General features: G+C 62.5%; 18 protein-coding genes and 3 tRNA genes. 7 read left to right on the top strand and 14 right to left on the bottom strand.

The features are described from left to right. Window positions 1-51 precede the first annotated feature (51 nt). The 6 genes from AB4097_RS08145 to argE all read right to left on the bottom strand — a co-directional run bounded on the left by AB4097_RS08145 (window position 52) and on the right by argE (window position 7,010). The gene (locus tag AB4097_RS08145; protein ID WP_442038302.1) at window positions 52-1,056 is read right to left on the bottom strand and encodes an ABC transporter ATP-binding protein; all 1,005 of its coding nucleotides are present in this window, start codon (window positions 1,054-1,056) and stop codon (window positions 52-54) included. Then, complete coding sequence (locus AB4097_RS08150) at window positions 1,053-2,045, bottom strand: ABC transporter ATP-binding protein (RefSeq protein ID WP_442038304.1); 993 nt, start codon at window positions 2,043-2,045, stop codon at window positions 1,053-1,055. The genes AB4097_RS08145 and AB4097_RS08150 overlap by 4 nt, the downstream gene beginning before the upstream one ends. Window positions 2,046-2,056: 11 nt before the next feature. Then, the gene (locus tag AB4097_RS08155; RefSeq protein WP_442038306.1) at window positions 2,057-3,010 is read right to left on the bottom strand and encodes an ABC transporter permease; all 954 of its coding nucleotides are present in this window, start codon (window positions 3,008-3,010) and stop codon (window positions 2,057-2,059) included. A gap of 10 nt (window positions 3,011-3,020) precedes the next feature. Continuing rightward, window positions 3,021-4,001, bottom strand: a complete 981-nt coding sequence (locus tag AB4097_RS08160) for an ABC transporter permease (protein ID WP_442038308.1) — start codon at window positions 3,999-4,001, stop codon at window positions 3,021-3,023. A 106-nt stretch (window positions 4,002-4,107) separates the two neighbouring features. Beyond that, on the bottom strand, window positions 4,108-5,703 hold the full coding sequence (locus AB4097_RS08165; protein ID WP_442038310.1) for an ABC transporter substrate-binding protein: 1,596 nt from the start codon (window positions 5,701-5,703) through the stop codon (window positions 4,108-4,110). Window positions 5,704-5,855: 152 nt separating this feature from the next. Further along, window positions 5,856-7,010: an acetylornithine deacetylase gene (argE, locus tag AB4097_RS08170; RefSeq protein ID WP_442038312.1), complete on the bottom strand. Its 1,155-nt coding sequence runs from the start codon at window positions 7,008-7,010 to the stop codon at window positions 5,856-5,858. A gap of 186 nt (window positions 7,011-7,196) precedes the next feature. On the opposite strand from argE, the gene AB4097_RS08175 reads away from it, so the two are divergent. The 6 genes from AB4097_RS08175 (at window position 7,197) to AB4097_RS08200 (ending at window position 11,021) form a co-directional block, all read left to right on the top strand. Continuing rightward, window positions 7,197-8,162: a threonine ammonia-lyase gene (locus tag AB4097_RS08175; protein ID WP_442038314.1), complete on the top strand. Its 966-nt coding sequence runs from the start codon at window positions 7,197-7,199 to the stop codon at window positions 8,160-8,162. A 75-nt stretch (window positions 8,163-8,237) separates the two neighbouring features. Then, window positions 8,238-8,894 carry a LysE family translocator gene (locus AB4097_RS08180; RefSeq protein ID WP_442038316.1) on the top strand — a complete coding sequence of 219 codons (657 nt, stop codon included), beginning with the start codon at window positions 8,238-8,240 and terminating at the stop codon, window positions 8,892-8,894. A gap of 116 nt (window positions 8,895-9,010) precedes the next feature. Continuing rightward, complete coding sequence (locus AB4097_RS08185; protein ID WP_442038318.1) at window positions 9,011-9,364, top strand: lysozyme inhibitor LprI family protein; 354 nt, start codon at window positions 9,011-9,013, stop codon at window positions 9,362-9,364. Window positions 9,365-9,661: 297 nt separating this feature from the next. Then, entirely contained in the window at window positions 9,662-9,877 is a 216-nt protein-coding gene (locus AB4097_RS08190; protein ID WP_442038320.1) for a hypothetical protein, read from the top strand. 145 nt (window positions 9,878-10,022) lie between these two features. Beyond that, window positions 10,023-10,100, top strand: a tRNA-Pro gene (locus AB4097_RS08195). Window positions 10,101-10,634: 534 nt separating this feature from the next. Continuing rightward, window positions 10,635-11,021, top strand: coding sequence for a DUF1003 domain-containing protein (locus AB4097_RS08200; protein WP_442038322.1), 387 nt, complete (start codon window positions 10,635-10,637; stop codon window positions 11,019-11,021). Window positions 11,022-11,056: 35 nt separating this feature from the next. On the opposite strand, the gene AB4097_RS08205 is transcribed toward AB4097_RS08200, so the two are convergent. The 7 genes from AB4097_RS08205 to AB4097_RS08235 form a co-directional block, all read right to left on the bottom strand. After that, window positions 11,057-11,132 (bottom strand) — tRNA-Val (locus AB4097_RS08205). Between the two features lie 83 nt (window positions 11,133-11,215). Next, a complete protein-coding gene (locus AB4097_RS08210) occupies window positions 11,216-11,494 on the bottom strand; it encodes an HU family DNA-binding protein (RefSeq protein ID WP_009490969.1) in 279 nt (92 codons plus the stop codon). 195 nt (window positions 11,495-11,689) lie between these two features. Next, a complete protein-coding gene (gene lon, locus AB4097_RS08215; protein WP_442038325.1) occupies window positions 11,690-14,116 on the bottom strand; it encodes an endopeptidase La in 2,427 nt (808 codons plus the stop codon). Window positions 14,117-14,345: 229 nt separating this feature from the next. Then, the gene (gene clpX, locus AB4097_RS08220) at window positions 14,346-15,614 is read right to left on the bottom strand and encodes an ATP-dependent Clp protease ATP-binding subunit ClpX (RefSeq protein ID WP_442038326.1); all 1,269 of its coding nucleotides are present in this window, start codon (window positions 15,612-15,614) and stop codon (window positions 14,346-14,348) included. A gap of 221 nt (window positions 15,615-15,835) precedes the next feature. Continuing rightward, complete coding sequence (locus AB4097_RS08225) at window positions 15,836-16,468, bottom strand: ATP-dependent Clp protease proteolytic subunit (RefSeq protein ID WP_009490965.1); 633 nt, start codon at window positions 16,466-16,468, stop codon at window positions 15,836-15,838. Window positions 16,469-16,544: 76 nt separating this feature from the next. Further along, window positions 16,545-17,912, bottom strand: a complete 1,368-nt coding sequence (gene tig, locus AB4097_RS08230) for a trigger factor (protein WP_442038364.1) — start codon at window positions 17,910-17,912, stop codon at window positions 16,545-16,547. Window positions 17,913-18,022: 110 nt separating this feature from the next. Then, window positions 18,023-18,107: transfer RNA gene (locus AB4097_RS08235), tRNA-Leu, on the bottom strand. A 174-nt stretch (window positions 18,108-18,281) separates the two neighbouring features. Between AB4097_RS08235 and AB4097_RS08240 the strand changes: the two genes are divergently transcribed. Further along, window positions 18,282-19,622, top strand: a complete 1,341-nt coding sequence (locus AB4097_RS08240; RefSeq protein WP_442038327.1) for a multicopper oxidase family protein — start codon at window positions 18,282-18,284, stop codon at window positions 19,620-19,622. Here AB4097_RS08240 and AB4097_RS08245 read toward each other — a convergent pair. Further along, window positions 19,615-21,102, bottom strand: coding sequence for an NAD(P)H-hydrate dehydratase (locus tag AB4097_RS08245; RefSeq protein WP_442038329.1), 1,488 nt, complete (start codon window positions 21,100-21,102; stop codon window positions 19,615-19,617). The two genes, AB4097_RS08240 and AB4097_RS08245, sit on opposite strands and share 8 nt — an antisense overlap. Between the last annotated feature and the right edge of the window lie 7 nt (window positions 21,103-21,109).

Consider the following 21,109-nt stretch of genomic DNA (forward strand, 5'->3'; position numbering starts at 1 on the left):
CACCAAATCGTTGACTGAGTCAACTATTTCGCCTTTGAGACACGGCGTCGGCTAAGCCGCAGCATTCACCGCCAGCCGCCCCTCATGAATCGCATGGCAGGCCACTCCCCCGATCAGCGGCGGTATCTCGGCTCGGCACCGGTCGTTGGCGAACGGGCAGCGCGGGTTGAAGGTGCAGCCGGTCGGCGGATTGATGGGGTTCGGGATCTCGCCGCGCACGGGAATGCGCTGGCGTCCCGTCATGCCCACGTCCGGTACCGCATCCAACAGCATGCGGGTGTAGGGATGTTTCGGGTGGGCAAAGAGCTCGCGGCCGTTGGAAATCTCGACAATGCGGCCGAGATACATCACCCCGATGCGACTTGCCATGTGGCGCACCACGGCGAGGTTGTGGCTGATGAACAGATAGGTCAGACCCAGGCGATCCTGCAGGTCGCGCATGAGGTTCAGGATCTGCGCCTGCACGGACACGTCCAGCGCGGAGGTCGGCTCGTCACAGACGATAAATTCCGCATTCGAGGCGAGCGCACGGGCGATGGCGATGCGCTGGCGCTGACCGCCGGAGAATTCATGCGGATATTTCCGTCCGTCCGCTGGGTGAAGTCCGACCAGCGACAGGAGCTCGCCCACCCGGGCGACAATATCTTTTTCATTATCGATCAGGCTGAAGGCCCTGATCGGCTCGGCGACGATGCGATCGACCTGCCAGCGGGGATTGAGACTGGCATAGGGATCCTGAAAGATCATCTGGATGCGCCGCCGCAGGCGCTGGCGTTCGGCGGAAGCGGCCTTGCTCGACATGGAGACGCCGTCGATCATCACCTCCCCGCTCGTAGGCGGCAGAAGGCCGACGACCATCCGGGCCACCGTCGACTTGCCCGAGCCTGACTCGCCGACAAGAGCGAAGGTCTCGCCCTTGGCGATGCCGAAGGACACGCCGTCGACCGCCTTCAGGTACTGCTTCTCGCCGCCCTCAAGAACCCGATTGAGCCAGGGCTTGGAGACGTCGAACAAGCGACGCAGGTCTTTGACTTCGACGTAAGAATTCTCGATCACGCGACGGCCTCCGACCGGACGGAAGATTGATCGTAGAGGTGGCAGGCGACGCGATGCTCGCTGTGCTGGACGGGTTCGGGCCGTTCGATCCGGCAGCGGTCAAACACATAGGGGCAGCGCGGATTGAAGGCGCATCCGGGCGGAATGGCCGAGAGGCGCGGCATCGAGCCGGGAATCTGCACAAGGCGATCCGCATCGCTCTCAAGTGACGGAATCGCACCCATCAGGCCCTTGGCATAGGGATGAAGCGGGTTCTGCACGACCTCGCGCACGGGTCCGATCTCCGCGATACGGCCCGCATACATGACCGCGACCCTGTCGGCGGTTTCGGCGATCACGCCCATATCGTGCGTGACCAGCATGATGGCCGTGCCGTGCTCGCGGCCGAGCCGCTTCAGCAACGCGATGATTTGCGCTTGGACCGAAACGTCGAGGGCCGTCGTCGGCTCGTCGGCGATGATCAGCTCCGGCTCGGCGCAGAGAGCCAGCGCGATCACCACACGCTGGCGCATGCCGCCGGAAAACTCATGCGGGTAACTGTCGATCCGCTTGTCCGGCGCCGGAATGCCGACTTCGGCCAGCAGCTCGATGGCGCGCTTCCTCGCGGCGGACGCCGAGAGGTTCGTATGGGTACGGATGGTCTCGACCAATTGCTCGCTGACTCGATAGAGCGGGTTGAGGCTGGTAAGCGGGTCCTGGAAGATCATGCCGATGCGCTTGCCGCGCACCTTGCGCATCTCTTCCGGCGGCAGGTTGTCGATGCGAAGCCCCGACAGCAGGACCTCACCGCCGGCAATCCGCCCGGGCGGATCGATGAGGCCGATGACGGCGGATCCCGTCACCGATTTGCCGGCGCCGGATTCACCGACGACGCCGAGGACCTCGCCCTTGGCGATGTCGAAGGAAATGCCGTCGATGGCTTTCAGGATTCCGCGCCGCGTGACGAACTCGACACGCAGGTCGCGGACGGAGAGGACAGGTTGAATCATGAGCGATCCTCTCATCGCAGCTTCGGATTGAGTGCATCGCGCAGCCAATCGCCCAGGAGGTTGATGGCGAGCACCAGCAGTGCGAGGGTGACACCCGGGAAGGCGATGATCCACCACTCGCCGGAGAACAGGTAGTTGTTGCCGATGCGGATGAGGGTGCCGAGCGACGGCATGGTTTCCGGCATGCCGGTGCCGAGGAAGGACAGGGTCGCCTCCGTGATGATCGCGAGGGCGAGGTTGATGGTTGCGATGACGAGCACCGGACCGAGTACATTGGGCAGGACATGCCGGAACATGATCACCGGTGCCGGCAGGCCGATGAGCTTTGCGGCGGCGATGTAGTCCTTGTTCTTCTCAACCATTACCGAGCCGCGCACGGTGCGGGCATATTGCACCCAGAAGCTCAGACCGATGGAGAAGACAAGCACGGATAGCGTCGTCACGCCGTCGAGCTGGCCTCCGAGCACCGATTTCACGACGCCATCGACCAGAAGCGCGATCAGGATCGCCGGGAACGTGAGCTGCACGTCGGCGATGCGCATGATGACCGCATCGGTGGTGCCGCCCACATAACCCGCGATGAGGCCGAGCGCGATGCCGAGGGTGGCCGAGAAGGCGACGCCCAAGAAACCGACGGCGAGCGAGATACGCAAGCCGTAGAGGATGGCCGAGAAGACGTCACGGCCCTGCTCGTCGGTGCCGAGCAGGAACGGCGCCTGCCCTTCCGCGTCCCAGAGCGGCGGCAACCGGCTGTTCAACAGGTCGAGCTGCGCCGGATCGAAAGGATCCTGCGGCGCGAGACCGGCGACAATAGCGGCCGCCATGAACAGCACCGTCACGAAGGCTGCCACCATCGTCAGCTTGGACCGTTTGAAGCTCGCCCAGATATCGCTGTCGAGAAAACGGCCTGCCCAAGTGGTGGGTTGGGACTGAGGCGCGGGCGCCGCTTGAATTGCTTCCGCCATCTCTGCCTCCTCAGGCCGGCTGCCGGATCGACGTCCTCAGGCGAGGATCGACGATGGTGTAGAGAATATCGACCGCGAGATTGATCGCCACGAAGATCAGCGCCACGAGCATGAGGTAGGCCGCCATGATCGGGATATCGACATTCTGCACGGCCTGAACGAACAACAGACCCATGCCCGGCCACTGGAACACGGTCTCCGTGATGATCGCGAAGGCGATCACCGAGCCGAATTGCAGCCCGACGATGGTGATGACCGGCACCAGGGTGTTCTTGAGCGCATGTCCGAAATGTATCGCCCGGGTCGTCAGCCCCCTCGCCCGCGCGAACTTGATGTAATCGGTGCGCAGCACTTCCAGCATCTCGGCCCGGACAATGCGCATGATCAGTGTCATCTGGAACAGGCCTAGCGTGATCGAGGGCATGACCAGCGCCTTCAGGCCAGACAAGGTGAGAAGCCCCGTCGTCCACCAGCCGATCCGCACGGTATCGCCCCGTCCATAAGACGGCAGCCATCCGAGGGTGACGGAGAAAAGGTAGATCAGCAGAATGCCGATCAGGAAGGTCGGAAGCGAGATGCCGACGAGCGAGACCGTCTGGAACACTTTTGCCAGAAAGCTGTCCCGTTTCAATCCGGAATAGACGCCCATCAGCACGCCGAATCCGGTGGCGAACAAGGTGGCGCACAATGCCAGTTCGAGGGTTGCCGGCATGCGCTCGGCCAAGAGATCCGCCACAGGCTGACGGAACTGATAGGATACGCCGAAATCGCCCTGAGCAGCCTTGGTGAGATAGCGCACGAACTGCAAGGGAACGGGATCGTCAAGTCCGAGGGAGCGCCGGACCTCCTCCCGCTGCGCGGCCGATGTGTCCAGCGAAACGATCTGGTTAACCGGATCGCCTGCAAAGCGGAACATCGCAAACGAAATGATCCCGACGGCGAATAGGACACCGATGGCCTGAAGGGCACGTCGGATGATGAAAGCGAACATCTATAAAATCTCTTGATCGCACCGGCTCCGGTAAAAACTTCACCTGAGACCTTTCAATGAATTGTCCCGGGCAGCATTCTGCCCGGGACGAGCGATCAGGCGCGCACTACTCTTTCGTGGCCCAGTAGAGCAGCACCGAGTTGTCGGCGCGCTGGGTGAGCTTCACCTTGTTGGAAACACCCCAGGCCAGTGCCTGCTGATGCAGTGGGATGTAGCCATATTCGTCGAAGGTGATCTGGAAGGCCTCCTTGATCATCTGATCGCGCTTCTCCTTGTTGCTCTCGACCAGGATCTTGTCCGCCAGCTCGTCGTGCTTCTTGTTGCAGAAGTTGCCGAGGTTCGACTCGCCACGGGACGATTGCGGGTTGTCGCGGCAACCTTCGATGTCGAACAGCACGTTATGGCTGTCGAACGTGCCCGGCGTCCATCCAAGCAGATAGAAGGAGGTATTGTAGTTGCCGGATTTCAGCACCTTTCCGAAGTACTGAGCCTTCGGTTGTGCCATCAGGTTTACCTTGACCCCCGCGCGGGCCAGCATGCTGACCACGGCTTGGCAGATCGCCTCGTCGTTGACATAGCGGTCGTTCGGGCAGTCCATGCCGATTTCGAAACCATTCGGGTAACCTGCATCCGCGAGCAGCTTCTTGGCACCTTCGAGATCGTACTTCGGACGCACGAAATCCTTCGAATACGTGAAGAGTTCCGGAGCGATCATGAGCGCGGAAGGCGTCGACATGCCGCGCATGACGCGGGATTTGATGGTCTCGATGTCGATGGCTTTGTAGAAGGCCTCGCGGACGCGCTTGTCCTTGAACGGGTTCTTACCTTTGACGTTCGAGAACAGCAGTTCGTCGCGCGTCTGGTCCATACCGAGGAAGATCGTGCGCAGTTCGGGCCCGGACAGCACTTTTGCGTTGGAGCTGCTGTTGACCCGCTGGATATCCTGCAGCGGAACGGGTTCGATCACGTCCACTTCGCCGGAGAGCAGTGCGGCGACGCGCGTGGCGTCGGAGCCAATCGGGGTGAAGACGATCTCGTCGAGGTTGTGTGCGGCCTTGTCCCACCAGTCCTTGTTGGCTTTGAAGACGGTCTTGACGCCCGGCTGATGGCTCTCGATCTTGAATGGTCCCGTGCCGTTGGCATTGAGCGACGCATAGCTCGGAGTCGTTGCCGCTGCAGGTGTCGGCGATACGGCATTGTTCGCCTCGGCCCATTCTTTATCGAGGATGTACCAAGTATCCCACTGGGAGTTCAGGATCGGGTTGGGGGACTTGAGCTTCACGTCGACGGTGTAGTCGTCGACCTTCACCCATTCCGAATTGGTCGGCACCCGGGTCTGGAAATTGGAGCCCTGTGCGCGCACCCGATTGGCCGAGAAGATCACATCGTCGGCAGTGAAGGGATTGCCGTTGTGAAACTTCACATTTTTACGCAGGAAGAGCCGCCATGTCAGGCCATCCTCACTGATTTCCCAGCGCTCGGCGAGGCTGGGCTGAATGGCCAGATCCTTGCCGCGTCTCGTCAGCCCCTCATAGACATGGCCGAGATGAGCGTTGGTGGTCGTCTCATTCACTGTGTAGGGATCGAGCGATTTCAGATCGCCCTGGTTGGCATAGCGCAGTGTCACGGCCATCGCCGGAACTGCAACGCCGGCCATGAGCGTCGCAACGGCAGCGACGAGAAGCTTCGAACGGATCGTCATAGTGTATCTTTCTCCTCTGGAGGTCCCGCGTCTTTGCGCGATGTTCTTTTTGTCGGAAGCCCGGATTGTCCGTTGTTTCTTCCGTCGGGCATGAAGTTAGGCAGGAAAGTGGCCGACGGTCTAGCCCTGACTTGGACTGTCTTGCTCAGCATTTAGGCACAGAGATCCCCGATCAGACGGCGCAGGATCGCCTCGCCAGCCTGGAATTCGCTGACCTCGATGTACTCATCCGGCTGATGAGCCTGCGCGATGTCACCGGGTCCGCAGACCACCGTCGACCAGCCGACCCGTTGGAACAGGCCCGCCTCCGTGCCGTAAGACACCACATGGGTTCCGTTATCTCCGGTCAGGCGTCGCATCAGGCGCTCGGCCGCTCCGTCCGTTTCTGGTCTGAGCCCCGGCACCTCGGCGATAAGTTCGACGGCAACGCCCGTGTCGGGCGCGATGGCCTTCATTCTCGGTTCGACGACTTCGCGGATATAGGCCTCGTAGCGAGCGAGATAATTCATAGGGCTTTCCGTCGGGATTGCACGAATGTCGCTGAAGAACCACGCAGAGGACGAGACCACGTTGGCTGCATTGCCGCCTGCCATCATGCCGCAATGCAGCGTCGTGTAAGGCGGCTCGAATGGATTCGCCGGATCCGCGTTTCGTCGGTTCTCCTCCATCACGTCCTCATGCCACGTGACCAGCCGCGCCGCGTTCATGACGGCGCTTACGCCTTGATCGATGCGGCTGGAATGGACGGCATATCCCGTCACCTGCGTGCGTAGCTGTACGGATGCTTTGTGCCCCGTCACAACCGCATGGCGGGTGGGCTCGCCGACGATCACGGCGGAGGGCGTCGGGATCCTCTCCGCCATCGCCTTCACCATCGACGGCGCGCCCCGGCATGCGATCTCCTCGTCGTAGGACAAGGCGATGTGAATGGGCCGCTTGAGAGGTGCTGCCACCATGTCGGGGACGAGCGCCAGAACGAGCGCGTCGAAACCTTTCATGTCGGTCGCGCCGCGACCGTACAGCCGACCGCTCTTCTCCGTCAGCGTCCAGGGATCGGTGGACCAGTTCTGCCCTTCCACCGGCACCACATCCGTATGACCGGAAAGGACGATCCCACCTTCGACCCGCGGTCCGATGGTCGCGTGGAGGTTCGCCTTGTCCCCTTCCGGGCTCATGACCAGATGACTTTCGACGCCATGGCTGTTGAGCCAGTCCCGACAGAAATGAATGATATCGAGATTGCTGCTGGTCGAAACGCTCGGGAAGGCAACCAGACGCGCGAGCATCTCGCGAGGTGACAGGGACATTCGGCACATCTCCTTGGGTGAGCCGTAAGCATCCGATCCTATCGAGCCTGCGGTCAAGCCGGTTTTTATCGGCGATTATTTCAATCAGCGCCCGTTGACGAAGCAACGGCGGCGCTCGCATGATCCCGTCGCCCGCCCTGCCCGTTCATCCGTTCGCATCTCGAACGCCGCCCCACGGATACACTCATGACCGCATTCGACGTGACGCTTTCCGACATCGAAGCTGCCCGCAGCCGTATCGCGGGACGGGTCAGGCGCACCCCGGCTTATGAAAGCGCCGATGTTTCCGCCCGGCTCGGGCGGCGCACCGCGTTGAAGATGGAGGCGCTTCAGCTTGCGGGCTCGTTCAAGGTCCGAGGTGTCTTCAACAAAGTCCTGACCTTGAGCGACGAGGAGCGCAGTCGTGGCCTCGTCACAGTCTCGGGCGGCAATCATGCCATCGCGGTCGCTCGTGTGGCTGGAACTCTCGGGCTCGACGCCCTGGTTTTGATGCCCAAGACGGCAGCCCGGTTCAACATCGACCTGACCACGAAGTTCGGCGCCCGCGTAGAGCTCTGCGACGATGCGGCGGAAGCCTTCGCCAAGGCCGAGGATTACCAGCGCCAGGGGCGGCTCTTCGTCCACCCCTATGACGATCCCGCCATCATTGCCGGGCACGGCACGCTCGGCGTCGAATTCCTCGAGGATATTCCCGATCTGACCCATGTGTTCGTCTCCATCGGCGGCGGCGGCTTCATGTCCGGCGTGGCGGCAGCCCTGAAGGCGAAGAGGCCTTCGCTGACGGTCTACGGCGTGGAGCCGACAGGCGCACAGACCATGACGGAAGCTCTCAAGGCTGATCAGCCGGTCACGATCCGCCCGACTTCCATCGCCCGAACCCTGGCGGCCCCCTTCGCCACCCATCGAACCGTTGCGGCCGCCAAACTTTTCCTCAAAGAGATTTTGCTTGTGGACGACGAGCCGGTCATCGCCGACGTGAGCTGGCTGCTCCAGACGGAGAAGCTCCTCTGCGAGCCCGCTGCCGCCTGCGTCCTCACCGCCGCCGAGACCGTCGCCCCGTCCCTGCCGGACGACAGCGTCATCGGCCTTGTGCTCTGCGGATCCAACCTGTCCCTGGAGGATCTCGACGCTTGGCGCCGTCGATCCGCCTAGATTGACGCCTCCTGGAATCTCGATGAACCTGCCTCCTTCCCGTCGCAGGCCCATCACCTGCGCAGAGGCCAAGGTATGCCGGATCTGTCGACCTTTCTCACCTTCTATGCCGCTGTGCTGGCCCTGCAGCTCGCCCCCGGCCCCGATATGGTTCTCCTGCTCAGCCGCGGCGTTGGGCAGGGCCGGCGAACGGCTGTCCTGACCGCAATCGGCATGACCTTGCTGGCCGGTCTCATCCAGCTGCCTCTCCTGGCCCTGGGCGTCACCTCCTTGATCAAGGCCTCGCCTTTGGCCTTCGAGGTCCTTCGCTGGGCCGGAGCCGCCTACCTCGTTTGGCTCGGCGCCAAGCTTCTGATCGGTTCGCTCGGACCCCACAGTCTCATCCGCAAAGCCCCACAGCCCGTATCGGACCTCGCGGCACTGCGACAGGGCATGATCAACAACCTGACCAACCCGAAGGCCATGGTCTTCATGCTCGCTTTCCTTCCGCAATTCGTGGATCCCGGCAATGGATGGCCCGTGACCGCCCAACTGCTGTTCCTGGGAGGCGTTCAGAAGATCTCGGGCTTTTTCATCCTCGGTGCCGTCGCAGTCGGGACTGGAACGATCGGCGAGTGGCTTGCCCGGCGTCCGGGCCTGATCGCCTGGCAGGAGAGATGCGCCGGCCTCATCATGGTGGGGCTTGGCCTGCGCCTAGCGTTTGCTGGGGACACCTCTGCGCTGCGCCGTTGAGCGCCCCTCGCCTTACCCGCTGTTAAGGCTGTTGCCAAAGCATTCGACCTTTCATGGAGCCTCCATCGGCGGGAGCCGTTCTCTCACCAACGTGGGTTCTTTCGGGGATAGCCTTCATGACGGGAAAATCTCTCAGCCTCGCCGTCCTCTCTCTTGTCTTGGCCGCAGGGTGGCAGCCCGCCGAGGCTGCCAGCTTCGATTGCGACAAGGCTAAAACACCGGACGAGAAGGCGATCTGCGCGGACCGGGCGCTGAACGACCAGGATGTCGAGATGGCTGTCCTCTATACGCAGCTCAAGCCCTTGCTGGGCATGGGAGCCCGCGGCGACATGGAAGATGCCCAGGCGACCTGGCTCCAGCGTCGTGAGACCTGCGGCAGCGACCGCTCCTGCCTCAGCAAAGCCTATGAGGAACGCGTGCTGCAGCTGAGAAGCGGGTTCGAAGCCCTGGCGAAGCGTGGCCCGTTCTAATCGCATCAACAAAAAGCCCCGCACGGAGGCGGGGTTTTGCGCAACAACGCAGGAGTGAAGCAACCGCCGTAAGCCGGTTGCCGAGAGCGCTGTGGCACTGGGGCGCCGTGGGACGCTCTCAAAGGAATTTATATCCTTTCCTCGTGTTATAACCTACACTTCTTCCCAAGGATGGTTAAGCTTCCGTCTCGGTCGTTTTTCTGGGAGGTCCCGATGGCGTGTTTTTGCGCACACCTGCGCCGCCGTGAAAATGCCACCTTGGCTGCACTTCCTTAGCGTCAGCCAACAGGACGGAACATGCGCGCCATTCTCGCACTGCTTTGCCTTTTCTCAGGAATGCCGGATGATGCCTCGGCGGAAGGCTTCGATGCGGGCCAGGAGAAAACCGAGAGGTATAGGTCCCTCCTGTCTGAACTTGCCTCTTCTGGTACGACACCCGGCATCGAAACGGCCACTGACCTGCCCGAAGGTCTGAAACAGGCCATCGAAGCCTGGACCGGCCCGCGCTCATAGGTATTTTCGCCACCGACCGCCTCCGAGCTGAGGGGCCGCGACCTCACCTAGCAGGCTCGGCGACCCCGACTTTCCACGTCGTGCGCGATTTCAGGGGTTGCGCAAGCGCCCGTTAAAAGTTAGAGGAACCAAGCCTTTCGGCAGTCGGAGCGTAGCGCAGCCCGGTTAGCGCACTAGTCTGGGGGACTAGGGGTCGGAGGTTCAAATCCTCTCGCTCCGACCATTTATTTTCTTGAAGCTCACAGCTTGTATGAGCCGGCCACAGGGCCGGCTTTTTGCTGTTCCACTCCGTCCCGGACGAATGCTGCGCGTCGAGCCCGGCCTGACAGAGATAACGCGAAAGTCCTGCCCCAGCCGAAGCTGGAGCGGGCGAGTCTGAGGAGCAATCCTTGGAGGGATCATTCCCAAACTCGATCTGGATCGGAATGTTTCATAGGCCCGGGTGCGGCGTTCCAGCCCATCGGACGATTCGCGTGAGCTTCGGCCTCAGAACAAGCTGAACTTCTTCGAAGCAAAGGCCGTTCTTATCGAGCCGTTAGGCCAGAAGCGAAGGACCTCGCCGTGAAGGCGACCGAATCTGTGTACCAAGTGGAGGAACCACGCGTAAGCCCGAGCACTGCACCCATCGAGCCCAACTGTCCTGGCCTCGGTCCTTGAGCGCAATATCGATGCCCTGCGCACCAAACGGCATGAGGACGAGGGGCAGGCCAGCCTGCAGGACCGGATCGCGGAGCTCATCACCCGCTTCTCTGGCAGCATGGCTTTCGTCTATGTGAATCTGGCGCTGGTGGCGAGCTGGGTTGCAATCAATCCCCGGCTGGTTCCCGGGATCCCGGTCTTCGACCCGACTTTCGTCATCCTTGCGGCCTTTGCCTCCGTCGAGGCGATTTTCCTCTCGACCTTCGTGCTGATCAGCCAAAACCGCGCAGCCGCCGAGGCTGACAGACGCGCCGAGCTGGACCTTCAGACCAATCTCCTGTCCGAGCATGAGATCACGCGCCTGCTGGCCCTGACCCGCGCCATTGCCGCGCATCTCGGCATCAAGGAAGCGAACGATCCGGAGCTGGAAGAGCTGGAGCGCCACGTCGCGCCTGAGAAGGTGCTCGACAGGCTAACTGAGAGTGACAAAAGCCCTTCGCCGTAACACTGCTCGACGAAGGCTCGGTCGTTTTCGGGGAATGGTGGGCGGTGAGGGACTCGAACCCCCGACCTGCGGTGTGTAAAACCGAAGCTCTACCAACTGAGCTAACCGCCCGATGGACCTGACATAAAAAGAGAAGGCCAACAACGCAAGCGTCGTCGGCCCTCTTTAGCAAGCGAACATCGCCCGAAAGGCAATTACTTCGCGTTGACGGCGTCCTTCAGGCCCGCGCCGGCGCGGAACTTCGGGGTCTTGGAAGCGGGAACCTTGACCTTCTCGCCGGTGCGCGGGTTGCGCGCCTCACCGGCAGCGCGGTTGGTCACAACGAACGTGCCGAAACCAACGATCTTGACCTCATCGCCCTTCTTCAGAGCGCCGGTGATCGCCTCGATGGCGGCGTCGATCGCGTCACCAGCCTGGCCACGCGAAAGGCCCACCTTGTCGGCGACGGCCGCAACGAGCTCGCCTTTATTCATAGTCTTATCCTCCAGTGATCACGGCGGTCGCAAAGGAAATGGTCCACCGTTTCAGGGACAACCCGTTTGGCGCAAAGCTTGTCCATACGCAAGTCCCGAAGTGGCTGAAAACAGCCGTTTTTTCGCAGTTCTCAGCAAAAAAGAAGCCCCCGGACCAAGGTCCGGGGGCTTCTATCGTTACGTAAGGCACAAGGCTTAGTGAGCGATCACACCGGCCGAGTCGTCCTCGACGCCCGGCTTGTGACCCTTGAGCTCCGCGGCCTCATCCCATTCGATCCGCTCTGGCATGCGCACGAGGGCATGCTGGAGGACTTGGTCCATCATGGAGACCGGCACGATTTCCAGGCCGTTCTTCACGCTGGCCGGGATATCCGCCAGATCCTTGGCGTTCTCCTCGGGGATCAGGACCTTCTTCATGCCGCCGCGCAGAGCCGCCAGGAGCTTCTCCTTCAGGCCACCGATGGGAAGCACCCTGCCCCGCAGCGTCACCTCGCCCGTCATGGCAATATCACGGCGAACCGGAATACCGCTGATGACGGAGACGATGGCGGTCGCCATGGCGATGCCGGCCGAAGGTCCGTCCTTGGGCGTCGCACCTTCCGGCACGTGCACGTGGATGTCCCGACGGTCGAACAGCGGCGGCTCGACGCCGAAATCGAGAGCGCGGGAACGGACATACGAAGCCGCAGCCGAGATCGATTCCTTCATGACGTCACGTAGGTTGCCCGTGACGGTCATCTTGCCCTTGCCGGGCATCATGATGCCTTCGATGGTCAGCAGCTCGCCGCCGACCTCGGTCCAAGCCAGACCTGTGACCGCACCGACCATATCCTCCGTCTCGGCCTCGCCGTAACGGTAGCGGGGCGGTCCGAGGAACTCGGGCAGGTTGTCGGTGGTCACCTCGACCGACTTGACCTTGGAGATCAGGATCTCCTTCACGGCCTTACGGACGAGATTGGCGAGCTCGCGCTCCAGGTTACGCACGCCCGCCTCGCGAGTGTAGCGGCGGATCAGCATGAGCAGAGCATCATCGCCGATCTTCCACTCCTTCTCCGCCAGACCGTGCTTCTGCATGGCCGACGGAATCAGGTGGGTGCGGGCAATCTCGGCCTTCTCCTCCTCGGTGTAACCCGCGATGCGGATCACTTCCATGCGGTCGAGGAGCGGAGCCGGGATATTGAGCGTGTTCGCCGTCGTCACGAACATCACGTTGGAGAGGTCGTAATCGACTTCCAGGTAATGGTCGTTGAAGGTCGAGTTCTGCTCAGGATCGAGAACCTCGAGCAAGGCGGCCGACGGGTCGCCGCGGAAGTCCATGCCCATCTTGTCGATCTCGTCGAGCAGGATAAGCGGGTTGGACGTCTTGGCCTTCCTCATCGACTGGATGATCTTGCCGGGCATCGAGCCGATATAGGTCCGACGGTGACCGCGGATCTCGGACTCGTCACGGACACCGCCCAGCGACATGCGCACGAACTCGCGTCCCGTGGCCTTGGCGATCGACTTGCCGAGCGAGGTCTTGCCCACGCCGGGAGGGCCGACGAGGCAGAGGATCGGGCCCGTGAGCTTGTTGGCGCGCTGCTGCACGGCCAGATACTCGACGATGCGCTCCTTGACCTTGTCGAGGCCATAGTGATCTGCGTCGAGCAGATCCTGGGCCGCCTTGAGGTCCTTCTTCATCTTCGAGCGGCGGTTCCACGGAATGCCGAGCAGCCAGTCGAGATAGTTGCGCACGACGGTGGCTTCCGCCGACATGGGCGACATCTGGCGGAGCTTCTTCAGCTCGCCCAGCGCCTTTTCGCGGGCTTCCTTCGTGAACTTGGTCTTCTCGATCTTCTCTTCGAGCTCGGCCAGCTCGTCGCGACCTTCGTCGTCGCCGAGCTCCTTCTGGATCGCCTTCATCTGCTCGTTGAGGTAGTACTCGCGCTGCGTCTTCTCCATCTGACGCTTCACGCGGGTGCGGATCCGCTTCTCGACCTGGAGGACGGAGATCTCGCTCTCCATCATGCCGAGCACCTTCTCCAGGCGCTGAGCGACTGTCGGCGTCTCCAGGATCGCCTGCTTGTCGGCAATCTTGATCGCAAGGTGCGAAGCGATGGTGTCGGCGAGCTTCGCAGGCTCGTCGATCTGGGTCACGGCGGTCACGACCTCCGGCGACACCTTCTTGTTGAGCTTCACGTAGTTCTCGAACTCGGACACGACGGAGCGGGCGAGAGCCTCTGCCTCCACCTGATCACCGAGCGAGTCTGGAAGCGCCTCGGCCTCGGCCTCGTAATATTCATCCGTGCGGGTATAGGCCTTCACCTGGGCCCGGCTCGCGCCCTCGACCAGCACCTTCACGGTCCCGTCGGGCAGCTTCAGCAGTTGCAGGACGTTGGCCAGGGTGCCGACCTTGTAGATCGCATCCGTGGACGGATCGTCGTCCGTCGCATCGATCTGGGTGGCCAGAAGAATGTGACGGTCCCCCTTGACCACTTCCTCAAGCGCCCGGATCGACTTCTCACGGCCGACGAAGAGCGGCACGATCATGTGTGGGAAGACAACAATGTCGCGCAGAGGCAGAACCGCATAGGTTCCGGTCGAGCCTGGAACAACAGGCTGACGTGGCTTCGATTGTGTCATGAGACGGTATCCTTTTGACTGCGTCCGACGGTCCCCTCGGATGAGCTGGAAGTCAGACGGATAACCGGAATGCTCAGGCTTTTGTTATGGGCTGCATCCGGTACACCGGGCTCTCCCTCGAACCATGAGCGGACAGCACCGGCGCAAGAGATAATGTGGCGTTGCGGACCTTCGGTTTCAAGACGATTGCCCGCAGCGCCTCTGTTCATGGGAAAGCCCCCGGCTCTCCTTAAGCGCTGGCGCTGGCCGCCTGATCGTTGCGCTCGCCGTGGATGAAGAGCGGCTTGGCCTTGCCCTCCACGACCTCGGGCCCGATCACCACTTGTTCGACGGAATCCAGCCCCGGCAGATCGTACATGGTCTCCAGCAGGATGCCCTCCATGATGGAGCGCAGGCCGCGGGCGCCCGTCTTCCGCTCGATCGCCTTCTTGGCAATGAGGGTGAGGGCCTCATCCTGGAACGTCAGTTGCACGTTCTCCATCTCGAAGAGGCGCTGGTATTGTTTGACTAGGGCGTTCTTCGGCTCCTGCAGAATAGTCTTCAGGGCGTCGATATCGAGATCCTCGAGGGTTGCAAGAACCGGCAGGCGGCCGACGAACTCGGGGATGAGGCCAAACTTCAGAAGGTCCTCGGGCTCGACAGAACGGAAGATCTCGCCGGTGCGGCGGTCGTCCGGAGAGCTGACCGAGGCGCCGAAGCCGATCGATGTGCCCTTGCCGCGGCCGGAAATGATCCGCTCCAGGCCGGCGAAGGCGCCGCCGCAGATGAACAGGATGTTCGTGGTGTCGACCTGCAGGAACTCCTGCTGAGGGTGTTTGCGGCCGCCCTGGGGAGGCACTGAAGCGACAGTGCCCTCCATGATCTTCAGGAGAGCTTGTTGCACGCCCTCGCCCGAAACGTCACGGGTGATGGACGGATTGTCCGACTTACGGGAAATCTTGTCGATCTCGTCGATATAGACGATGCCGCGCTGGGCCCGCTCGACATTGTAGTCGGAGGCCTGGAGCAGCTTGAGGATGATGTTCTCCACGTCCTCGCCGACATAGCCTGCCTCGGTCAGGGTCGTCGCATCCGCCATGGTGAACGGCACGTCCAGGATTCGGGCCAGGGTCTGCGCGAGCAGGGTCTTGCCCGAACCGGTGGGGCCGATCAGCAGGATGTTGGACTTGGCCAGTTCGACGTCGTTGTGCTTCGTCGCGTGGGCGAGGCGCTTGTAATGGTTGTGGACCGCCACGGAGAGCACCTTCTTGGCGTGCTCCTGGCCGATCACGTAGTCATCCAGAACGCGGCTGATTTCCTTGGGGGTGGGCACCCCGTCACGGGACTTCACGAGGGACGATTTCGACTCCTCGCGGATGATGTCCATGCACAGCTCGACGCATTCATCGCAGATGAAAACCGTCGGGCCAGCGATCAGCTTGCGAACCTCATGCTGGCTCTTGCCGCAGAAGGAGCAGTACAGCGTACTCTTGGAGTCGTTGCCGCCAGCCTTGGTCATTATCACATCTCCAATCCGTGCCGGGACAGCCCCTGCCGACCCAACACTCCTAGGTTATAGGCGACGAAACTAACAAAATGTTCCGCCGCTAAGAATTGAACGCCCAAATCGCCATGCTCCCGAATCCATATGCAATCATGCGGAGGCCGCCTGATCAATAGAAACGAGATTACCCGGCAAAAAGACGCACCTGGGGGAATTTTGTCCCCAGGTTTTAAGGGTTAAGCCGGGGTGGCGGCCGGCTCAGGGCGTTTCTCGATCACTTGGTCGATCAGCCCGAACTCCTGGGCCGCCTGGGCGGTCATGAAGTTGTCGCGCTCCAGGGCCCGCTCGATCTCTTCGTAGTTGCGACCGGTATGGCCGACATAGATCTCGTTCAGGCGGCGCTTGAGGGCCTCGCTCTCGCGGGCGTGGATCATGATGTCCGTGACCTGGCCCTGATAGCCGCCGGAGGGCTGGTGGACCATGATGCGGGCGTTCGGAAGGGCAAAGCGCATGCCCTTCTCGCCGGCGGTCAGCAACAGGGAGCCCATAGAGGCTGCCTGGCCGACACAGAGGGTCGAGACGGGGCAGCGGATGAACTGCATCGTGTCGTAGATCGACAGGCCCGAGGTCACGACGCCGCCGGGCGAATTGATGTAGAAGGAGATTTCCTTCTTGGGGTTCTCTGCCTCGAGGAACAGAAGCTGTGCCACGATCAGCGAGGCCGAGTAATCTTCAACCGGACCCGTGAGGAAGATAATCCGTTCGCGCAGGAGGCGCGAATAGATGTCGAATGCGCGCTCGCCGCGGTTCGACTGCTCAACCACCATCGGGACGAGCGTATTGTTAAAGAGCGCTACCGGATCTCTCATTGTCTCACTGCTCCAATTCGGCCGCGCGGATGCGCGGCCGTGCATTTCAGCAAGCAGCGAGACGCTTAAGGGAGCGTTACTCGCCCTTGCCGGCTTTCTCTCCGCCCTCGTCCTCGTCGCTGAAGAGGGCGTCCTTGGAGACGGTCTCCTCGTTGACCTTCACCTGGGACAGGATCTGGTCGACGACCTTCTCCTCGAACAGAGGAGCCCGGATTTCAGCGAGGGCCTGCGGGTTCTTCTGGTAGAACTCCCAAACCTGCCGCTCCTGGCCGGGGTACTGGCGGACCCGCTCGATGAGGGCCTGAGTCACCTCGTCGTCGGAAATCTTGATATCGGACTTCTCACCGATCTGCGCAAGGACCAAGCCGAGGCGAACACGACGCTCGGCGATCTTGCGGTACTCGGCCTTGGCCTCGTCTTCCGTGGTGCTCTCGTCCTCGAAGGTACGGTTGTTCGACTTCATGTCGCCGACGACCTGCGCCCACACGGCCGAGAACTCCTGCTCGACCAGGGTCGGCGGCAGTTCAAAGCTGTACTTGGCATCGAGGGAATCGAGCAGGTCCTTCTTGACCTTGCGGCGGGACTGCGCGTCGAAGTCGCGCTTGATGGCGTCGCGGATCGCGCCCTTGAGCTTGTCCAGGGACTCCATGCCGAAGCCCTTGGCCATCTCGTCGTCGATCGTCAGCTCGCCGGGCGCCTCGACCTCCTTCACGGTCACGTCGAACTCGGCGTCCTTGCCTGCCAGATGGGCCGCCATGTAGTTCACCGGGAAGGTGACCTTCACGAGCTTGGTGTCGCCGGCCTTGAGGCCGAGGAGCTGGTCCTCGAAGCCCGGGATGAAGGTGTTCGAGCCGAGCTCGACCCGGATGTCCTCACCCTTGCCGCCCTCGAATTCGGTGCCGTCGATGCGGCCCACGAAGTCGACGACGACCCGGTCGCCGTCGGCGGCAGCACCTTCCTTCGTGGCGAAGGAGCGGTTCTGCTTGGCCATGCGCTCGAGCGATTCGTTGATCTCGGCATCGGTGACCTCGGCCACCGGCTTCTTGACCGACACGTCGGAGAGATCGGCCAGCTCGAAGACCGGCAGGACCTCGAGGGCGACGGTGAAGGCCAGGTCGCCCTTGGCCTCCATGGCCTTCTCGACCTCTTCCTGGCTCTCGGGGAACTGGATCTGCGGCTCGTTGGCGAGCTTCAGGTCGTTGTCCTCGACGATCTTGCGATTGGCCTCGTTGACGGCGTTCTGCAGCACGTCAGCCATGACGGAGCGGCCATAGACCCGACGCAGATGTCCCACCGGCACCTTACCGGGACGAAAACCCTTGATCTGCACGCGATCCTTGAGGGTCGTCAATTCGCTGTTCAGGCGCTCTTCCAACTCGGTGGCCGGGAGCACGACCTTGAACTCTCGCTTCAAGCCTTGGGACAGTGTTTCCGTCACCTGCATGGTTCTGTTCGCCTTCATTCACTCGAAAATTTCTGTCAGGCTCCGGCCGATGCGGCGTCACGCCGTCAACCAGGCCACTCGGAGCCTCCGGATACCAACCCTGACGGGATTGGTGCGGGCGGAGGGACTCGAACCCCCACAACTTTCGTCGCTGGAACCTAAATCCAGTGCGTCTACCAATTCCGCCACGCCCGCGCGGGAGCGGCGCGCGAGGCGCACCCCTCTTCCGGGACGCGGCTCTATAGCACGGTTAAAAGACAGTGCATCAAAAAAGTTCGTGTGCGGCCAGATGGCAACCAAACTTGGCCGTTCACGTTCAAGGCTGTACCGATGTTTCCCATCCGCCCAACTTGAGACGGAGCCGCCGCCTTGATCACCCGTCGCGCCGTCACCGCAGGTCTCGCCACGACCCTGCTCCCCCTCTCGCTGCAAGTGCGCGCTCAGGGCTCAGGTGGTTCCGAGCAGATCCTCACAGCAAAGCCCAACCGCCTGAAAATTCGCCCCGATGCCGCCGCTGAAGCCGACATTTGGACTTTCAACGGAAGCCTGAGCCCTGTCGTCCGTGTTAAGCACGGTACCGAACTGAAGCTCAGGCTTGAGAACGAGACCGCCCTGCCCCTGTCCTTGCATTTCCATGGGGTGCGAGGCGCGAACGCTATGGATGGGGCTGGCGGCCTGACCCAGGAGCCGGTGGCGACCGGGAAAAGCCATGAATACCGCCTCACCCCGCCCGACGCGGGAACCTTCCTGATCCGCCCGTGCGTCCTCGGCGGCAGCGCGGAGCCCATGGAGCGCGGTCTGTCAGCGCTTCTGATCGTCGAAGAACCGGAGCCCCCGCAGGTCGATCAGGACCTCGCCCTACTCGTCGACGACTGGCGCCTGAACGAAGACGGATCCCTCGCCCCATTCGAGAAACCGCCAGAACCCGCTCCCGCCGGGCGGCTCGGGAGCTGGCTCAGCATCAACGGCAAAGCGACACCGCAGCGGGTCGCGGCACCTCCCAACGGACGCCTTCGCCTTCGGCTCGCCAATGCCTGCAACGCCCGGACCATGCGCCTGCGCTTCGACGGCATGAAAGCCTATGTCATCGCCGTCGACGGACAGCCGACCAGCACCTTCGAGCCACTGAAAGCCTCCCTGCCCTTCGCACCGGGCACTCGCTACGATCTGCTGGTCGATCTGGTCTCGGAATCTGGAGCAACCAGTGCCGTGACGGCTCTGATCGGCGACGGGATACCTCTGGTCGAGATCGCGGCCGCTGGAGAGAAGCGGCAGGAACGCCCGGCCGTCGCTCCGCTGCCGCCCAACCTGAAGCTCCCGGACGCCATCAAGCTCCAGAACGCCAACCGTAAGGACGTGGTCATCAAGGGCGATCCTAAGGTCCCCAACGTTCCGTGGACCATCAACGGTGCGGTGGGAAATCCATCGGAGCCGCCCCTCGTCAAGGTCAAGCGCGGCACTCCTGTGGTGCTGGCCCTCAAGAACGAGACCGCCTTCGTTCAGCCCATCCACCTGCACGGACACTCCTTCCGGCTGCTACATCCGCTCGACGATGGCTGGGAGCCCTACTGGCTCGACACGGTGCAGGTGCCGGAGAACAAGACAATCCGCATCGCCTTTGTGGCCGACAATCCGGGCAAATGGCTCCTCGCCTCGACCGTGATGGAGCGGTTCGATGCGGGCCTATGGACCTGGATCGAGGTTACCTGAGCAGCCCCCGCAGCACGCCTGGAACCAGATCCTCCAGATCCTCGGAAATCAGACCCGGGCCGAAGCTCGACCCCGCGTCGGCGTGTATCCAGACTCCGGCGCAGGCCGCCTCGAAGGCCGGGACATTCTGCGCCATCAGACCTGCGATGAGGCCGCAGAGCGTGTCACCCGAACCAGCAGTTGCCAGGTAGGGCGTACCATTCTCGTTGATGGCCGCTCTTCCATCCGGAGCGGCGATGACGGTATCGGGTCCTTTCAGCAGCACCACGGCGCCCGTATAGGCGGCGGCACGGCGGGCCCGCTCGATCTTCGATTCCGGATCGAGAATATCCGGGTGACCTTTGAACAGGCGGCCGAACTCGCCGTCATGGGGCGTGAGCACCGTCGGGGCATGGCGGAACGCCCCGTGAAGCTCCGATGCCAGCCCCTCGAAAGAGGTCAGGGCATCCGCGTCCAGGACGAGGTTTCGCCGCGCCTGGACGGCGACGGCCACCATGGCACGGGTGCCGGCATGGACGCCGAGCGCCGGCCCCAGGACGAGGGAGTTGAAGCGGGTATCCTGGAGGATCGTATGCAGCCCCTCGGGACCGTCGCAGCCCTTGAGCATGATGGCCGTGAGGTGGGCGGCGTTGACCCCGAGGGCTTCCGGTGGAGACGCCACGGTGACGAGGCCGGAACCGATCCTGAGGGCTGCCCGCGCCGCCAGCCTGGCGGCGCCTGTGCGGGTCGCACCGCCCGAGGCGACGAGAGTATGGCCGCGCTCGTATTTGTGGGACGCGAGGCCCGGCCTCGGCAAGGAGTGGAGCCACAGGACCGGGCTATTGGCGAAGAGGCTTCCGCCCTTCGCCTCGAGGATCTCCCGCCCGATCCCAATATCCGCTACCTCGACGGGCCCGCTATGAGCCCGGCCCGGCATCAGGAGATGGCATGGCTTTCGGGCCGCGAACGTAACGGTGCCGACGGCCTTGACCGCGAGGCCCCGCACCGCCCCGGTCCTGCCGTCGAGGCCGGAGGGCAGGTCCACGGCCAGGATCGGCCTGCCGGATCCGTTCATGCGGTCGACCACATGCCGGGCGGTGCCGTCAAGATCTCGCGACAGGCCGGTCCCGAAGAGAGCATCGACGATCAGGTCCGCCTCCTCGAAAGGCAGATCTTCAGCTGTCGCCACCTCGCCCGTCCAGCCCCGTGCCGCTTCCGCCGCATCGCCGGTGAGGCGGCCCGAAGAGCCCAGGAGGCCGAGTTTCACGCTATAGCCCCGCTCGGCCATGATCGTGGCCGCAACGAAGCCGTCGCCTCCGTTTTGTCCAGGCCCGCAGGCAACCGCGATCCTGCTGCCCGGAGAGGCTAATTTTTCGGCAGAATCGGCGACCGCCCACCCTGCCCGCCTCATGAGTTCGATGCCCGGAATGCCTCGTGCCATGGCCTCGAGGTCGGCTTGCTTCATTTCGGCGGGGGTCAGGACAAGTTCAGGGGCTGGCATGGGACCA

This window comes from Microvirga sp. 2MCAF35, assembly GCF_052115545.1.
Lineage (GTDB): Bacteria > Pseudomonadota > Alphaproteobacteria > Rhizobiales > Beijerinckiaceae > Microvirga.

What these genes read in the sequence shown, in the direction of transcription:
- AB4097_RS08150 (WP_442038304.1), bottom strand. Translation starts at nt 2,045, where the DNA reads ATGATTCAACCTGTCCTCTCCGTCCGCGACCTGCGTGTCGAGTTCGTC.
- AB4097_RS08155 (WP_442038306.1), bottom strand. Translation starts at nt 3,010, where the DNA reads ATGGCGGAAGCAATTCAAGCGGCGCCCGCGCCTCAGTCCCAACCCACC.
- AB4097_RS08160 (WP_442038308.1), bottom strand. Translation starts at nt 4,001, where the DNA reads ATGTTCGCTTTCATCATCCGACGTGCCCTTCAGGCCATCGGTGTCCTA.
- AB4097_RS08165 (WP_442038310.1), bottom strand. Translation starts at nt 5,703, where the DNA reads ATGACGATCCGTTCGAAGCTTCTCGTCGCTGCCGTTGCGACGCTCATG.
- argE (WP_442038312.1), bottom strand. Translation starts at nt 7,010, where the DNA reads ATGTCCCTGTCACCTCGCGAGATGCTCGCGCGTCTGGTTGCCTTCCCG.
- AB4097_RS08175 (WP_442038314.1), top strand. Translation starts at nt 7,197, where the DNA reads ATGACCGCATTCGACGTGACGCTTTCCGACATCGAAGCTGCCCGCAGC.
- AB4097_RS08180 (WP_442038316.1), top strand. Translation starts at nt 8,238, where the DNA reads ATGCCGGATCTGTCGACCTTTCTCACCTTCTATGCCGCTGTGCTGGCC.
- AB4097_RS08185 (WP_442038318.1), top strand. Translation starts at nt 9,011, where the DNA reads ATGACGGGAAAATCTCTCAGCCTCGCCGTCCTCTCTCTTGTCTTGGCC.
- AB4097_RS08190 (WP_442038320.1), top strand. Translation starts at nt 9,662, where the DNA reads ATGCGCGCCATTCTCGCACTGCTTTGCCTTTTCTCAGGAATGCCGGAT.
- AB4097_RS08200 (WP_442038322.1), top strand. Translation starts at nt 10,635, where the DNA reads ATGGCTTTCGTCTATGTGAATCTGGCGCTGGTGGCGAGCTGGGTTGCA.
- AB4097_RS08210 (WP_009490969.1), bottom strand. Translation starts at nt 11,494, where the DNA reads ATGAATAAAGGCGAGCTCGTTGCGGCCGTCGCCGACAAGGTGGGCCTT.
- lon (WP_442038325.1), bottom strand. Translation starts at nt 14,116, where the DNA reads ATGACACAATCGAAGCCACGTCAGCCTGTTGTTCCAGGCTCGACCGGA.
- clpX (WP_442038326.1), bottom strand. Translation starts at nt 15,614, where the DNA reads ATGACCAAGGCTGGCGGCAACGACTCCAAGAGTACGCTGTACTGCTCC.
- AB4097_RS08225 (WP_009490965.1), bottom strand. Translation starts at nt 16,468, where the DNA reads ATGAGAGATCCGGTAGCGCTCTTTAACAATACGCTCGTCCCGATGGTG.
- tig (WP_442038364.1), bottom strand. Translation starts at nt 17,912, where the DNA reads ATGCAGGTGACGGAAACACTGTCCCAAGGCTTGAAGCGAGAGTTCAAG.
- AB4097_RS08245 (WP_442038329.1), bottom strand. Translation starts at nt 21,102, where the DNA reads ATGCCAGCCCCTGAACTTGTCCTGACCCCCGCCGAAATGAAGCAAGCC.